Origin of the sequence: Arthrobacter sp. BB-1 (assembly GCF_006151685.1) — a bacterium.
Classification (GTDB): domain Bacteria; phylum Actinomycetota; class Actinomycetes; order Actinomycetales; family Micrococcaceae; genus Arthrobacter.
In genome coordinates this window covers 71,476-84,642 of record NZ_VDEV01000002.1, presented here as the reverse complement: position 1 = coordinate 84,642, position 13,167 = coordinate 71,476, and the positions used below count along the sequence as shown (strand labels likewise).

12 protein-coding genes are annotated in these 13,167 nt (G+C 65.0%); 2 read left to right on the top strand and 10 right to left on the bottom strand.

Features of this window, described 5'->3' with window-relative positions; genetic code table 11:
• Positions 1-14 precede the first annotated feature (14 nt).
• From FHJ30_RS00755 to FHJ30_RS00725, 7 genes are all read right to left on the bottom strand, one after another.
• Entirely contained in the window at positions 15-1,118 is a 1,104-nt protein-coding gene (locus FHJ30_RS00755; protein ID WP_139027363.1) for a sugar phosphate isomerase/epimerase, read from the bottom strand.
• Positions 1,115-1,510, bottom strand: coding sequence for a DUF6379 domain-containing protein (locus FHJ30_RS00750; protein ID WP_139027362.1), 396 nt, complete (start codon positions 1,508-1,510; stop codon positions 1,115-1,117). The genes FHJ30_RS00755 and FHJ30_RS00750 overlap by 4 nt, the downstream gene beginning before the upstream one ends.
• 40 nt (positions 1,511-1,550) lie before the next feature.
• Complete coding sequence (locus FHJ30_RS00745; protein WP_139027361.1) at positions 1,551-3,110, bottom strand: GMC oxidoreductase; 1,560 nt, start codon at positions 3,108-3,110, stop codon at positions 1,551-1,553.
• Positions 3,107-3,883 carry a TIM barrel protein gene (locus FHJ30_RS00740; protein ID WP_139027360.1) on the bottom strand — a complete coding sequence of 259 codons (777 nt, stop codon included), beginning with the start codon at positions 3,881-3,883 and terminating at the stop codon, positions 3,107-3,109. The genes FHJ30_RS00745 and FHJ30_RS00740 overlap by 4 nt, the downstream gene beginning before the upstream one ends.
• Before the next feature lie 143 nt (positions 3,884-4,026).
• Positions 4,027-4,863 (bottom strand): carbohydrate ABC transporter permease, encoded by an 837-nt coding sequence (locus tag FHJ30_RS00735; RefSeq protein WP_139027359.1) that lies wholly within the window; start codon positions 4,861-4,863, stop codon positions 4,027-4,029.
• A gap of 2 nt (positions 4,864-4,865) precedes the next feature.
• A complete protein-coding gene (locus FHJ30_RS00730) occupies positions 4,866-5,825 on the bottom strand; it encodes a carbohydrate ABC transporter permease (RefSeq protein ID WP_139027358.1) in 960 nt (319 codons plus the stop codon).
• A 56-nt stretch (positions 5,826-5,881) separates the two neighbouring features.
• On the bottom strand, positions 5,882-7,168 hold the full coding sequence (locus tag FHJ30_RS00725) for an ABC transporter substrate-binding protein (protein ID WP_139027357.1): 1,287 nt from the start codon (positions 7,166-7,168) through the stop codon (positions 5,882-5,884).
• 231 nt (positions 7,169-7,399) lie between these two features.
• Between FHJ30_RS00725 and FHJ30_RS00720 the strand changes: the two genes are divergently transcribed.
• Positions 7,400-8,344 carry a LysR family transcriptional regulator gene (locus FHJ30_RS00720; RefSeq protein WP_139027356.1) on the top strand — a complete coding sequence of 315 codons (945 nt, stop codon included), beginning with the start codon at positions 7,400-7,402 and terminating at the stop codon, positions 8,342-8,344.
• Between the two features lie 62 nt (positions 8,345-8,406).
• Here FHJ30_RS00720 and FHJ30_RS00715 read toward each other — a convergent pair whose 3' ends face one another.
• Positions 8,407-9,885 carry a sugar phosphate isomerase/epimerase gene (locus FHJ30_RS00715; protein WP_139027355.1) on the bottom strand — a complete coding sequence of 493 codons (1,479 nt, stop codon included), beginning with the start codon at positions 9,883-9,885 and terminating at the stop codon, positions 8,407-8,409.
• A gap of 32 nt (positions 9,886-9,917) precedes the next feature.
• Complete coding sequence (locus tag FHJ30_RS00710) at positions 9,918-11,210, bottom strand: DUF6379 domain-containing protein (RefSeq protein ID WP_139027354.1); 1,293 nt, start codon at positions 11,208-11,210, stop codon at positions 9,918-9,920.
• A 118-nt stretch (positions 11,211-11,328) separates the two neighbouring features.
• On the opposite strand from FHJ30_RS00710, the gene FHJ30_RS00705 reads away from it, so the two are divergent.
• Positions 11,329-12,198: a ThuA domain-containing protein gene (locus FHJ30_RS00705; protein WP_139027353.1), complete on the top strand. Its 870-nt coding sequence runs from the start codon at positions 11,329-11,331 to the stop codon at positions 12,196-12,198.
• Positions 12,199-12,215: 17 nt separating this feature from the next.
• On the opposite strand, the gene FHJ30_RS00700 is transcribed toward FHJ30_RS00705, so the two are convergent.
• Entirely contained in the window at positions 12,216-13,157 is a 942-nt protein-coding gene (locus tag FHJ30_RS00700) for a carbohydrate kinase (RefSeq protein ID WP_139027352.1), read from the bottom strand.
• Between the last annotated feature and the right edge of the window lie 10 nt (positions 13,158-13,167).

Genomic DNA, 13,167 nt, shown 5'->3' with positions numbered 1-13,167 from the left:
CGTATTCCTTTGTTTCAGCCGCGGACGGGCTGGGCGAGGTGGCTGCTGAGGATGCGGCGGGCTTCGGCGGCATCGGTGATCATGGCGGAACCGGCGTCGGCTGCTGCCGAGCGCTGGATGGCCTGTTCGCTGCGGATGATCTCGAACGGGTCCTGCCAGTTGTTCCAGTGCCAGCCCTCGTATTCGCTGGAGATGGCACCGGAGTACCCGTTCTCCACGAGCTGCCGGACCAGGCCACGCACCGGCACGGAGGGCTCTTCGCCGTTCTCGTCGATCCCGAAGAACTTGCCGTGCACGTGGCGCACCCACGGCATGATCTCCAGCCAGGTGTCCAGCGGCGCAGGACCGAAAAGGCCCGTTCCGTTGATGCCGAAATCGATGCCGAGGTCCGGCCTGCCGTTCCGGGCAGCCAGGCCGATGAAGGCACCGAAACGCTCTCCGTGGACCTTCTGGGTGTTGGGAGGTCCTTCTGCATAGAAGCCGTTCCACAGCTCAACCACCTGCCGGAGCAGGTCCTCTGAGGCGCCGCGACGGCGGTAGGCCTCCAGGAGGGAGGGGGCAAAGCCGGTGACGGTGGCACCCCAGTCCGCGGTGAAGCCGAGCAGCGGGGAGTCAAGCTTTTCGTAGCGGTCACGCAGTGCGAGGACCCGCTCGTGCGCGCCGTGCTGGTCCGCATGGACTTCCAGGGCAAGGGTGACGCCGTACTTCTCGGCCACGGGCAGCAGGCTTTCCATGGCGTCGGGCGTCAGCGAGATCTGCACGCGGGCGATCGGGAAGCCGAGCCGGGCGGCCACCTCGATCTGCTTGCGCATGTACTCGACCAGCTCGTCGTGGTTCATAAGCCGGTCCCGGCGGATGCCGGTGTCCACGTTGACGGCCAGCGATGTGGGGATGAGGTCCACTTCTGCCACCAGGTCGCGGAACTGCCCCACGAAGTTGTCGTCGATGTGGTCCGGGAAGCCGCGGAGGCTGGAGAAGCCAATGACTTCCAGCCCCGGGCCGAAGCCTTCGGCCGCCACCTTGCGGATGAGGCCTGCGAGGTCGTACTGCCGGCCGTGGAAGGCCCGGGTGAAGCTGTAGAGGGTGACGCCCTGGATCGGCGTGCCAAGGCTTGTCATCGCTGTGCCGCCTTCATGGTCTTGGTGTCGTGCTCTTCGATGTGCAGCACGCCGTGGTCGGTGATGATGTAGGGGATGTAGAGCTTCAGGTCCACCCGGACCTCGTGCTCCGTCTGGTCGTCGCGCACGGGAAGGTCGCCGGACAGGACGGCAGAATCCAGCGGGAACCACCATTCGCCGGTCTCGTCAACGAGTTCCTCGAAGCTGAACGTGCGGTTGTTCATGGTCCAGCGCAGCGAGTCTTCCGGTGCGGCCACGCCGTCAACCGTCAGCGCCGCCCCGGCGATGCAGGAGCCGGGGAGCGCGCGGTACCACGGGATGCGGACTTCGACGGCGGCCCGGCCGTCGCGGGTTGTGAGTGTTCCTTGCTCGATTATGCGGTCGGCAATCATCGAGACCTCCTTGTCTGCGGCATGCCCTGCCACTTCTTCATCATTTACTCACTCTATTGTCTAAATTAGACATAAGTAAAGAGCTGTTGAGCTTTTCTGCAACTTTTCGTGCTCCACGCACGGCGAGCGCTACCGCCGTCAGCGTGGGGTTGCACGCCGTCGCGGTGGGGATGACGCCATTGCCGGCCACAAAGAGGCCGGGGACCTGCCATACCTCACTGTCGGGCGAACAGACGCTCTCGCCGTCGTCCGTCCGCCCCATACGCGTGGTGCCCTGATAGTGCAGGGACGCGCCGGGAGGGAGGACGAAAGGCCGCTCGTCGAGCGGCTCGCCCACAGCCTTGCCCAGGCGGACGATCTCCTGCCTGGCCCGCTCCAGCACCTCGTAATCGCGCTCGGTGAGGCGGTAGTGGATCCGCATCGCGGGCATCCCGTACGAGTCGCGGGCGCCGTCGTCGAACGCCACCCGGTCCTCGCGCTGCAGGTCCTTGGCACAGAACAGGCCAAGCCCCACGATCGATCCCGGAACAACCGGGTCGTCCTCCGCCAGCGGGACGGGGGACGCATCCAGCTGCATGATCTGGCCGTGGAAGGGAGCTTCATCCGTGTAGGGAACCCAGGCCACGCCGCTCTGCTCACTGAGCGCACCGTCCGCAGCCGCGGATCCTTGCGGGGCCGTGACGCCGCGCAGCCTGCTGGCGAACACCACCTGCGCCTGGTCATTGAGGTAGCGGCCCAAGGCATCCGGCCGGATTCCTGAAGCCCACAGCAGCTGCGGGGTGCGGAGGGCATCCGCGCCCACCACCACGTACCGGGCGGACACCTGGTGTGTCCCGCCGGTGCGGCGGTCCTGGACTTCGACGCCGGCAGCAACCCCGTCCTCCACCAGCACCCGCGTCACCAGGGACTCATCAAAGAGGTGGAACTGCGGGTTTTCCCGGGTCACGTCCCCCATCACGACGTCGGACCCAGACCAGACGAGGCCACCGTCCTCCCGCCGGTGCACGGCAAGCGGCATGGACTGGACCCGGAAGGCCGGCCCCCTGCCGTTGTCCACCACTGCCGCGAGGCGTTCGCGGACCAGGTCCGAGAAGGGAGCGCCGTCGAAAGCGTGGGTGGTGACGCCGAGCAGGCGGTCGGCGTCGTCCAGCAGGTCCTCCAGGTCAGGGAGGAACGGGATCCGCTCCTTGCCTCCCGGCCGGGGGCAGGCAGCCGTCCAGTGGGCAGCCATGCCGCCCACGTTGCTGGACATGGCCGCCACAGGCATGCCATCCTCGCCGGGGAAGGCATAGCCGTCCTGCAGGAGGTAGGTTCCGGGCCTGGCACGGCGCTCTCCACTCTTGACAGCACCTGGAGAGCTGACAGTTTCGGCACCTGCTCCCGGGCCTTCCGAGGCCCGCTGCGCACTGCTGCGGCGCTCAGGATCCTCGATGTTCTTGACGTGCGCCCCGGGCGGGTTGCTGACGGTGGGGCCTACCTCGAACATGGCGATGGTGGCACCCGGCGCTTCCTCGCTCAGGATTCGCGCATACGCCGATGCCGTGGGACCACTGCCGACGATGGCGACGTCGACGGCGGCGGGGTACCGGTGGCCGTTCACCGCCCGGCCACCAGTTCCTGGATGCGGCGCACCGACTTTGCCGACTCGATCGTTGGGTAGTACTCGAGCCCGATGGGTCCGATGTAGCCGCTGTTCTGCAGGTCGGCGAGCCGTGCGTGCCAGTCGATGGAGCCGGAACCCGGTTCACCGCGGCCGGGAGCATCGGCGATCTGGACGTACTTGACCAGGTCCCCGGCATTGGCGAGCTCGGCAGCCACGTCCTCGCCCTCCACAGTGGAGTGGTAGAGGTCGTAGAGAACGCCGAAGTTGGGCGAGTTGACGCCCCTGGCGACGTAGACGGCTTCCGAGGTCCGGTCCAGGAGCGCCCCGGGGTGGTCCACGCGGATGTTCACCGGTTCGAGGACCAGGGTAATGCCCGAGCCTTCAATGTGCGCCGTGCCTTTGGTGAAGATTTCGATCAGTTCGTCCAACTGGTCCTGGCGTTTGCGACCGCCGAACCCTGTGCCGCTGCCCACCACGATCCGGGGGCAGCCGAGCTGCTGCGCCACGGCTACGCCTGCGTCCAGTCCTACGTAGAAAGGCTCGTGGTTCTTCGGCGGGATCATGAACTGCATCCGGGGCTCGGCCAGCTGCGCAGTGAGCTGGACGCCGGTTTCCTCGAGGGCGTCCTTGAGGGCGGGAATGTCCTTGCCGGTGGGCCCCCACATTTCAACGGCGTCGAAGCCGGCGTCGGCTGCTGCGCGGACGCGGTCAGCGGCGCTGGCCCCTGCTTCCGAGAACAAAAGGTCGATATTGGGCGCAAGCTGGTACATGCGGGTCTCCTGGGTGGTTGGGAATTTTAGGTAAGAAATGTGCGACGGCGGCGCGCAGCGCAAACGGGTTTTGGGCGCAAGCTATCGCGGCCGGTCGATGGTGCGGTTGGGTGCCCTCCACGGTGTGCGGAGGGCGGCGGGGTTCAGCCCTTCAGGCCGCCGGAGAAGCCCTGGATGAAGCGCTTCTGCGCGAACAGGAACAGGGCAAGGATGGGGACCATGGACACGATCACGATGGCGAAGATCGAGTTCCATTCGGACACCAGTGAGCCGATGTAGTAGTACATGGCAACCGGCAGGGTCTGGTTGGCGGAACCGCCCAGGAAGATCAGGGAGGTGAAGAAGTCGTTCCAGACGATGAGCCCGGCGAAGATGGTCACAGTTCCCGTGGCCGGCGCCATCATGGGCAGCACCACTTTGGAGAAGATCTGGGTCTTGCTGGCACCGTCGATGGTGGCGGCTTCCTCATAGTCGGTTCCGAGCCCGCGGAAGAAGTTGGAATACAGGAAGATCGAAAGCGGCAGGAGCATGCCGGTGTAGAGGATGATCATGCCCCAGGCGGATCCCGTCAGGCCCAGGGCCCGGGCCCCCATGTAAAGGGGTACGGCGCCAAGCTGGCCGGGGAGGATGATCGCGATCAGGAACAGGTAGTACGTGCCTTTGCTCCAGCGTGCGGTGCTGCGGGAGATGACGTAGCCGGTGATCGAGCCGAGCGCGATGAGTCCCACGATGCTGCCTGCAGTGATGATGGTGCTGTTCACAAGCCCCATCACGACGTTGGAGTTGCCTGTGGCGGTGAGGACGTCGATGAAGTTGCTGAAGTCCGGACTCTTTGGCAGCGCCAGCGGCGAGGTGGTGTACATCTCGCTGTCCGGCTTCAGTGCGGTGGTCACCAGGAAGTAGAACGGGGCGAGGAAGAGCAGGGCAAGGGCCCAGAGGCCAACTTCGCGGAGCAGGGTGAATTTGGTGTAGCGGAACATGTCTAGTCCTCGGGGTTCGATCGCGTCAGCCGCTGCTGGATTACGGCGAAGAACAGGATGATGACGGCGAGCACCAAGGCAAGGGCAGCGCCGCCGCCGAAGTTGCCGAGCGCAAACGCCTGCTTGTAGACCTGGGTGGCCAGTGTTTCGGTTGCTCCGGCAGGTCCACCGCCCGTGAGGGCCATGATGGGGTCGAAGACGCGCAGGCCCTGCACGATTCCCAGGGTGGTGGCGATGGCGACGGCGGGGCGGATGGCTGGCAGCGTGACGTTCCGGAAACGCTGCCACAGGTTGGCACCGTCAATGGCTGCCGCTTCTTCCACCTCGACGGGAACACCGGCAAGTCCGGCCATGAAGATGACCATGGCAAAGCCGGTGGAGCCCCAGACCAGGACCACGAGGACTGTCCAGATGGCCCATTGCGGGTCCGCGAGCCACGGCTTGGCGAGGTCGCCGGCGCCGATCGATGTCAGGAAGACGTTGATGGGCCCGTCAAAGTCGAAGATGTATTTCCAGATGTAGGCCGTGGCCAGGGGGCTGAGCACCACGGGCATGAAGAAGAGGGTCCGGAGGATGTAGCGCGTCTTCAGGACCCGGTTCAGGCCGAGGGCGATGACAAGGCCTGCCACGTTGCCGAGGAAGACCGAGCCGAAGGCAAGGAAGAGGGTGTTGGACAGGGCCCCGAGCTTGGCGGGGTCTTTGAAGATTGCTTCGAAGTTCTGCCAGCCCACAACCTTGAACGAGCCGATGCCCGTCCAGTTGGTGAAGGCGAAGTAACCGCCGATGCCCGTAGCCACGTAGTGGATGGCAAGGACGAGGACGATCCCGGGCAGTGCCCACCACCAATGCCCGAACTGCAGGCCCTGGCCCCGGGGGCGGGTGGTTTTACCCGCCCCCGGAGCACGCCGGCCCCGTCGGGGTGCTTTGGCTGCTTCCGTTTTCGGTTGCATCGTGGCAGTCATGATATTCCTTGCTTGTCCCTTTGGGCCGGTAAAAACGTTCGATGGATCGGGGTTGCCTATCCCCAGGCTGCATCCATCGCCTGGAGGACCTGGTCCGGAGTCTTCTGGCCGGTGATGATGCCCTGGACCCCTGTTGCGAGGGCGTCGTAGACGGCGGAGTTCGGCCACTGGATGTTCGGAAGCGGCCCGTATTTTCCGTCCTTGATCAGGTCGCCGACGTTCTTGTACGCTCCGCCGTCGAAGTCGTAGTTGTCCAGTCCACTGACCGGCAGTGCGCCGTCGATTTCTGCAAACGCCTTGGTCTGCTCTGGTTCGGCAGCCCAAGCGAGGAACGCCTTGGCGGCGTCCTTGTTCTTGGAGGCAGCGTTGATGGAGAAGGCGTAGTTGGCGCTGGCGTAGACGTATTCGTTACCCGAGCCCTTTTCAGCCGGCAGTGCGCGCACGGCAAATTCGGAACCGGCAGCGGCGGACTGCAGCTGCTTCCAGCTCGTGGCCGGAATGAATCCTGCCAGTGACGTACCGCTGGCAAGGCCCTTGGTAATGGCGTCAAAACCTGCACCGGCGGCGCCCTTCTGGAAGCAGCCCGCGTCCTTCAGCGTGTTGACTGCTTCGAGTGCCGACTTCCAGCCGTCCGAGCCTGCGAAGGTGACTTCCTTGGCTGCACGCTTTTCGTTCCACTCGGGGTCTTCCGCGTAAACACGGGAGGCTGCCAGGGACATCGCCGTGAGGCCTGTGTTGGGAGGCGCCGCACCTGCGAGGGCGAAGAGGGATTTCCCGGAGGATTCGAGGGTCTTGCACTGCTCCTCCAGAGCCGTGAAGTCCGCGGGGAACTCGCCGGTCGCCTTCACAGCAGCCTCGTTAGTGACCAGGGCAGACACGGTCATGGCCGTTGCCTGGCCGAAAACCTTGCCGTCCGTGCCGAAGGTGCTGTCGCTTCCTTCAGGCAGGAGCGCCTTGGCAGAATCATCCAGGGGCTCGAGGAAACCTGCCGCCGCCAGCGGAAGAATGCTGCGTCCCTGGCCGGAGCCCGGCGAGGTGACGACGACGTCGGAGGCGTTTCCGGCCTGGAGCTGGGTCCGCAGGGTCTGGTCGTAGGAGTCGTTGGGCTGGGGGTTGAACGTGATCTTGACGTTGGGGTTCGCCTCCATGTACTTCTCACCGAGTACCTGGAAGGGGCTCTCAATGGTGTTCGATGTGGCGAAGGACAGGGAGAATTCCTGTGAGCCCCCCGTGGAGGAACTGCTGGTGGCGGGGGCCGAGCAGCCCGTGAGGACGAGGGCGGCGATTGTGGGGACTGCGAGGGCGCCGGCCTTGAGGCCCGAATAGCGGCGGTGCTGTGTCATGTCCAGCCTTTCTGACTTCGTTGTCGAAAATATCCGGAGCCGTGACCCCGGTCACTCATCAGTATGAAGGAGATGTGCAGAAAAAGCACATAAGTCTTGCCGATGACAGACATAAGTTTCACCGAGGTTTGCGGAAGGATTGCATCAAGAGCTGTGATGCAGCGAGCCAAAAGTATCGATGGCGCTGATAGAATACCGGGACGAAGTTTCACCGCTGAAAGACCGTGCGCCGTGACAAACCATGCCCTGCTTTCCCGGCTCGACCTCAACCTGCTCATTTCGTTGGATGCCCTTATCACCGAGCGGAGCGTCACGAGGGCAGCCGAGCGGCTCCACCTCAGCCAGCCCGCGCTGAGCGCGTCCCTCGCGCGGCTCCGGTCCCACTTCGGCGATCCCATTCTGGCCCGGCGCGGCAATGCCTATGAGCTCACGCCGTTCGCCCTGCGCCTTGCCGAGCACACCACGACGGCACTTGAGGCCGCACGGCGGGTCTTCGAGAGCCAGGCAACGTGGGAACCCACCGAGTCCGAGCGCGAATTTTCCATTTACGGCTCCGACTACGGCTTCACCACCATCGGCCGGGTGGCTTCCGAGCTCGCGGCCGAGCGGGCACCCGGAGTCCGCTTCCGCTTTATGCTCCACAATCCGATGGTCGTCGAGGACGCGGCCAACCGCCTGCGCTCCGTCGACGGCATCCTGATCCCCCATGGCTTCCTGTCCGGACTCCCCTACCTGGACCTGTGGCGCGACGGCTGGGTCGCCGTCGTCTCCTCCTCCAACGAGGCGGTCGGTGAGAAAATCACCATGGAGAACATCGCAGAGCTGCCCTGGGTGATGACCTACCAGACCAGATCGGCGTCAACCTCTGCCGAACGCCAGATCATGCAGCTCGGTGTTGAGCCCCGCGTGGACGTGGTGGTGGAGAGCTTCCAGTCCTTGCCCCACTTTGTGGTGGGCACCAACCGGATCGCCCTTATCCAGGCGGCACTGGTGCCGTTCGCGCTTCGGATCGGCGGGGTGCGGATCCTGCCGCTGCCCTTCGATGCCACGCCGCTGGTCAACGCACTGTGGTGGCACCCGGTGCACAACCGCGATTCCGAACACGAGTGGATGCGGGCCCTGTTCAAGGAGGCTGGGGACATCGTTGCCGCCGCGGCGGCACAGGAAACCCCTTAAACGCCTCGATGCCCGGCCGGCTGAACGGACGGGCACCGAGGCGTTTGGTTCGAGGGCAGCAGTCAGGCGGATGCCAACGCCGACCGCATGCTCTTGCGGATGAGGTCGTGCTGCTTGCGGACCAGGAGCAGCGGATCCACCTCGCCGAGCTCGGCGAAGGCATGGCCCTCCCACTCACTCGACCAGTAGCCGCGGTAGCCGCCCTCGACGAACACCCGAACGAGTTCCGGATAGTCGATGGCCGGCTCGTTGCCCTGCTCGTCGACGTCGTAGAACTTTGCGTGGACGTGCATGATCTGCGGCATGATGTCCGCCCAATCCTTGGGGCTGACATGCCCATGCATGTTGAAGGCCAAATGCGCGAACGAACCAAGGCGCGCCGGGTCAAAGTCCCGGCCCCGCAGGTAGCCGATGAACTCCTCCTGCCTTGTCCGCATTGGGGCGTCAGTAGCCCAAATGGACTGCAGTGTGTGGACGGCCTCGTCATCGAGCCCGGCACGGCGAACAGCCCGCAGGAGCGTCGGAGACATGCTGTGCATGGTGGAGGAGAAGTCGGCCACAAAGCCCAGCAGCGGCGAGTCAAGGTCCGCGTAGACGTCGCGCACCTTCATGATTTCCGGCGAGTTGGGTCCGAGGGGTGCATGGATCTCGTAGGCCAGCTTGAGCTCCAGGTCCTCGGCCAACGGCAAAAGCCGGCGGAGCAGTTCGGGTTTGGCGCTCTGGATGCGGACCAGCGGGAAGCCGAGTTTCCTGGCGCCGTGGAAGAGCCTTTCAGTGAACTCGTACTCCTCGTCCGGTGTCATGTCCCGGTCACGGCGCCGGCCCATGTCCAGGTTGGCACCTAACGAGCTGGCGGTGAAGCCGTGTTTGTCAAAGGCCTGGTGCCAGGACCGGGCAAAGTCATCCGTCACGTTTGGGTATGTGGGAAGGACCTGGGAGGCAACGATCTCAATACCCGGACCAATGCCGAGTTCCGCCACACGGTTGAGCAGGCCGTCAAAGTCGTACCAGCCGGCCCGGAATTCGGCGCTGGCGGAGTACAGCGTGAGCCCGAGCGAGAACGGATCGTCGTCGGCCTTAGGCGGAGGCGGAGTGACCGCCGTCGTCAGTGCAGGGGCCGGTGCCGGTTTATCGGTGACTATCAGCTCCAGCGTCTGGTTGACGAAGTTGGGGACATACATTCCAGGGCCGCCGTCCCGGCCCGGGGCGATCTGCATGTAGGGCAGGCGCAGTTCTCCGATGAGCTGGACCGTGTGCTGCCCTCCAAGGGACACCGGGGTGTCCCTCCTGGTGATGAGCAGGGGGTGCTCCTGGAGGTACCAGAGAGTTTCGCTTTGGGCCGGGAGGTCCGGAACCGCATAGCGGACGCCGCCCAGTTCCAGCGACAGGTCCTCCGCGGGTACCTCGACGCCGTCCACAAAAAGCCGGAGGCTGGAAACAGAGGAGAGCCACAGGCTCCGGTACCAGGGAAGCGTGAGGGCCAGCGCGAGGCCCTCGGGGTGGGTGCGGAGGCTCGATTCGTCAAGAAGTCCGTTTGGCATGGCTGTATCTCTTTGCTGGCAGAAGGAAATGGTCAGGGGAGTTCGGAAGCAATGCGGCGGATCAGGGCGTGCTGGCGACGCACCTGCTCGATGGCCCGCCAGGGCGTCCGCTCGCCTTCGTATTCGCTGGAAAGGTAGCCGGTGTAGCCGGAGTCCTTGAGCGCCTTGAGTATGGGGCGCCACGGGATCTGCTGGTCCTCCAGCTGGTCATTGATGTCGTGGAACTTTGCCTGGATGAACACCACGTACTGGGCGATGTCCGCGAAGTCTGCGGGATTGACGCCGATCCCGTCCAGGAAGGCCGGCCGCGTTTCGCGGCTCTCGCCTTCCCGCAGCGGGATGGGCCGGTCCTGGAAGATGCCGGTATCGATGAGCAGGCCGAAGTTCTTGGTTCCGGTCCGTTCGATCAGGCTGATGTAGTCGTCAACCACAGGGTGTTTGATGGGCGTGGGCGAGTGGATCTCGGGGCAGATGATGATCCCGAGCTCGTGGGCAAGATCCAGGGAGCGCTCCACGGATTCGGTCCAGATCGGGTCCGGAACCAGGTCGCTGGACACCACGCCGATTTTTGGCCGGATGAAGCCGAAGCCAAGCCGGTGGGCAAGCCGGAGGTCCCGCTGGAGGGCCGCGGCGCCCTCGGCAACGGTCATGCTCCGTCCCGGGTGCAGGCGGGTATCGATCCAGGAGCCGTAGTTGGTGGGCTCCAGGGAGTACTTCTCGAGCAGGCCGAACCAGGTGTCGGTCCACGCGGCCGAGGGTTCCGGATAGCCCGGGATGTGACCCTCGCCAAGGATTTCGACGCCGGTGGCACCTGTATCGGCGACGGACGCCAATGCAGTTTCCAGGTCCATCACCGTGCCGTAGTCGCCCATGTAGCTGTAGAGGGAGACACCATAGCGGAACGCGCCCTCCCCGCCCTCCGGAGCCAGGGTCACTGACCTGCTGACACGGTGGATGGTGGGCTGGTGCTCGACGGGGATGTAGGACATGCGCAGCCGCAACTCGATGGTGAGCTCATGGACTCCCTGCGGAAGGCCGCCGTCGTACGGAACCGTGACCACCGCGGCCTCCTCGAGGGGCCAGCGGACGCCGTCGCTTTCCCAAAGCTGCTGCAGCGTGAAGGTCCGCCCGCCGAAGGTCCAGAGCGGAATGTCAGGGGCGACGTCCACGAGGTTGCCTACCCGGACGGCGATGCCGTCGATGAGGGAAGCCGCCATGCCGCGGTAGGACGGCATCCGGACCCTGAACTGGAAGCCGGTTGTGCGTCCGCCTTCGGTGACGTTGCGGAAGCCGACGGACTGGATGAGGTCTCTTTCGAGAAGCATCGTTGCTCACTCTCTCTAGGTGCACACCGATCGTAACATCATTATGTCTGTTTCAGACTAAAGTATGTAGACTTTCCCCGTAACTCTCCAATGGCGGACAGAAAGAGGCATTGATGCCATGGCCGAAGTACTGAACGCACTCATCCTCTCCGGGCATATGACCCGCGAGCACGACAACGAGTTCCGCAGCTTCCGGGCCCACAACCAGTGGCTCACCAGCGTGCTGGAGGACACGGGCCAATTCCGTGTCCGCGTCGTGGAGGACCCGCGGGGCCTGGGGGCGGCCGTCATCGACAAATACGACGTCGTCATCATCGTGTTCGAGGGCCGCGACGGGTACCACGAAAAAGCCGTAGGTTTCGGCGCTGAAACCGACGCGGCCCTGCTGAAGTTTGTCCACGACGACGGGAAAGGCATCGTCTGGTTCCACGGCTCTGCTGTCCAGGAGGACGACTGGGGCTATCCCGAGGAGTACAACGTCATGCGGGGCGCGAAGCTCAGCGTTCCCACCGGGCTGCGCCCGCGGCCCTGGGGTGAGGCCCTGCTGCAGACCGCCGAGCCGCGCCACCCCATCACGGAAGGCATCAGCGGCACCTGGACCGTGACGGGGGACGACATCCTGACCGGCGTGCAGCTGTATGAAGGTGCGGAGGTGCTCCTCTCAGTATTTGACGACGTGGAGTCGTACCGGAACGCACCGATGTGGCCCATGTCCCACTATCCGGTGGCCATTCCGGCGGAGGGCGTTGAGGGCCTGCCCGGCATCAACACGCTCCAGCCCCTCGCATGGATCAACAACTACGGCGAGGGACGCAGCTTCACGATCACGATCGGCCACGACATAGACACCTTCCGGCGGATCGAATTCCTTCGGATGTTCCCCCGCGGCGTGGAGTGGGCTGCGCAGGGCAAGGTCACCCTCGAAGGACCCGACCGGCGCGGCGAGCGACGTTTCCTGCCGTGGCCCTACTACAACCACGAGGGGTAAGCGAAGGGGAATACCGTCTAATCCTCCACAGGCACACCATTCAGTTCAGCGCGCGTCGGCGGGTTGGCGCCCGGCCGGGACACCGTGACGGCGGCGGCTTTCGCCGCGTGGGCCAGCAGCTCCTCCAGCCCCTCTGCCGGAAGTTCGCGCAGGTCCTTGCGGTTCTGGGCGCCGTCCAGGCCGCGGTCCACCAGGCCGGACAGCAGCGCCGCCATGAAGGAATCCCCGGCGCCCACGGTGTCAGCCACCTCAACCTTCGGAGCCTCCACCTGCGCTTCGCCCGCCCGACACACTCCCCACGGCCCGTCCGCCCCGCGCGTGACCACCACCATCGCCGGACCTTCCGTCCCGCCCAGCGACAGCCAGCGCCGGGCGGCGTCCAGCACGTCCAGGTCCGGGTAGAGCCAGGCAAGGTCTTCGTCGGAGGCCTTCACCACGTCCGAAAGGGTCACGAACTTTTCCGCGTGGCGGCGCGCGTAAGCAACATCGGTGATGATGCTGGGCCGGCAGTTGGGGTCAAAGCTGATGGTGGCGTGCGGGTGGGCGAATTCGACGGCGGCGAGCACCTCCGTGGCGCCGGGCGCCAGCATCGTGGCGATCGATCCGGTGTGCAGCAGGGTGGTTCCCTGCAGCATGAATGCCAGCCGGTCGGCGATGCCGGGGAGCTGCCAGGTGAGGTCGAACGTATAGGTGGCGGCGCCGTCGTCGTCAATCAGCGCGGTGGCCACGCTGGTGGGCAGGTCATCCGGCCCCATGGGAAGCATCACCGAACTGGCGCGCAGGTGCGCCGCGACGGAATCGCCGTAGGCGTCCCGGCCGTAGCGGCCGATGAACTGGACCGGGTGGTCGAGGCGGGCCAGGCCCACGGCGACGTTCAGAGGGCTGCCGCCCACGTGGGCTTCGATCCCGGAGGCGCGCTGGACAACATCGACGAGGCCTTCGCCTATAACTGTGAGCATGCTCATACTC

Bases quoted from the DNA above. Each gene is read 5' to 3' on its own strand.
- FHJ30_RS00755 (WP_139027363.1), bottom strand. From the start codon at position 1,118: ATGACAAGCCTTGGCACGCCGATCCAGGGCGTCACCCTCTACAGCTTC.
- FHJ30_RS00750 (WP_139027362.1), bottom strand. From the start codon at position 1,510: ATGATTGCCGACCGCATAATCGAGCAAGGAACACTCACAACCCGCGAC.
- FHJ30_RS00740 (WP_139027360.1), bottom strand. From the start codon at position 3,883: ATGTACCAGCTTGCGCCCAATATCGACCTTTTGTTCTCGGAAGCAGGG.
- FHJ30_RS00735 (WP_139027359.1), bottom strand. From the start codon at position 4,863: ATGTTCCGCTACACCAAATTCACCCTGCTCCGCGAAGTTGGCCTCTGG.
- FHJ30_RS00730 (WP_139027358.1), bottom strand. From the start codon at position 5,825: ATGACTGCCACGATGCAACCGAAAACGGAAGCAGCCAAAGCACCCCGA.
- FHJ30_RS00725 (WP_139027357.1), bottom strand. From the start codon at position 7,168: ATGACACAGCACCGCCGCTATTCGGGCCTCAAGGCCGGCGCCCTCGCA.
- FHJ30_RS00715 (WP_139027355.1), bottom strand. From the start codon at position 9,885: ATGCCAAACGGACTTCTTGACGAATCGAGCCTCCGCACCCACCCCGAG.
- FHJ30_RS00710 (WP_139027354.1), bottom strand. From the start codon at position 11,210: ATGCTTCTCGAAAGAGACCTCATCCAGTCCGTCGGCTTCCGCAACGTC.
- FHJ30_RS00705 (WP_139027353.1), top strand. From the start codon at position 11,329: ATGGCCGAAGTACTGAACGCACTCATCCTCTCCGGGCATATGACCCGC.
- FHJ30_RS00700 (WP_139027352.1), bottom strand. From the start codon at position 13,157: ATGCTCACAGTTATAGGCGAAGGCCTCGTCGATGTTGTCCAGCGCGCC.